This is a genomic window from Haemophilus sp. C1, assembly GCF_001276515.1.
GTDB lineage: Bacteria > Pseudomonadota > Gammaproteobacteria > Enterobacterales > Pasteurellaceae > Haemophilus.
Map to the genome: position 1 here is coordinate 1 of NZ_LDVZ01000081.1, position 546 is coordinate 546.

General features: G+C 31.1%; 1 protein-coding gene. It reads right to left on the minus strand.

Translation table 11 applies throughout. The annotated features are described in order from the left end of the window. Nucleotides 1-219: 219 nt before the first annotated feature. On the minus strand, nt 220-546 hold a 327-nt coding region (locus ABW51_RS10240; protein ID WP_231625724.1), incomplete at its 5' end, for a hypothetical protein.

The following is a 546-nucleotide window of genomic DNA, read 5'->3' on the forward strand; positions in this document are numbered from 1 at the left end:
ATTGAATAAAAATAGTCATAAAGAATATAACTAAAATTTTCATTACTTCCATCCCCATAATTAGCGCAAGGTGCGTGAACCAACAATTAACGCACGCTACCTTGATGACGAATTAATTTTCTTTCTCTAAAAAAAGCGCGGTCATTTTTCAGATTGTTTTTTAAATTTAAAAACTCCCAAATTTTGACCGCACTCTATTTAAATAATAAATTCAATGCTTTATAAATTACATTTTCCCTTATCCCACTTAGGATCTTGATAGCCACATTCAGCGGGAGAAAGATATATATACCCCTTAGTATTCATACATTCATCAAGATTTTTATATCTTTTGTCATTTATTTGATAGTTTTGCGGATAGTAGTGTAGATTTATATCACCATACTTTCCTCCACAAGAAACAAAATCTTTCCATCGTTGTTTTGAGTTTGTATGTCCTAGTAGTTCTTTTTTTTGATACCCTGCAATTAATGGATATTCTTTCCCCTTATCAACACAATTAACCATTTGTGGAGTATAAAAACATCCGTTTGAATACCAACATCC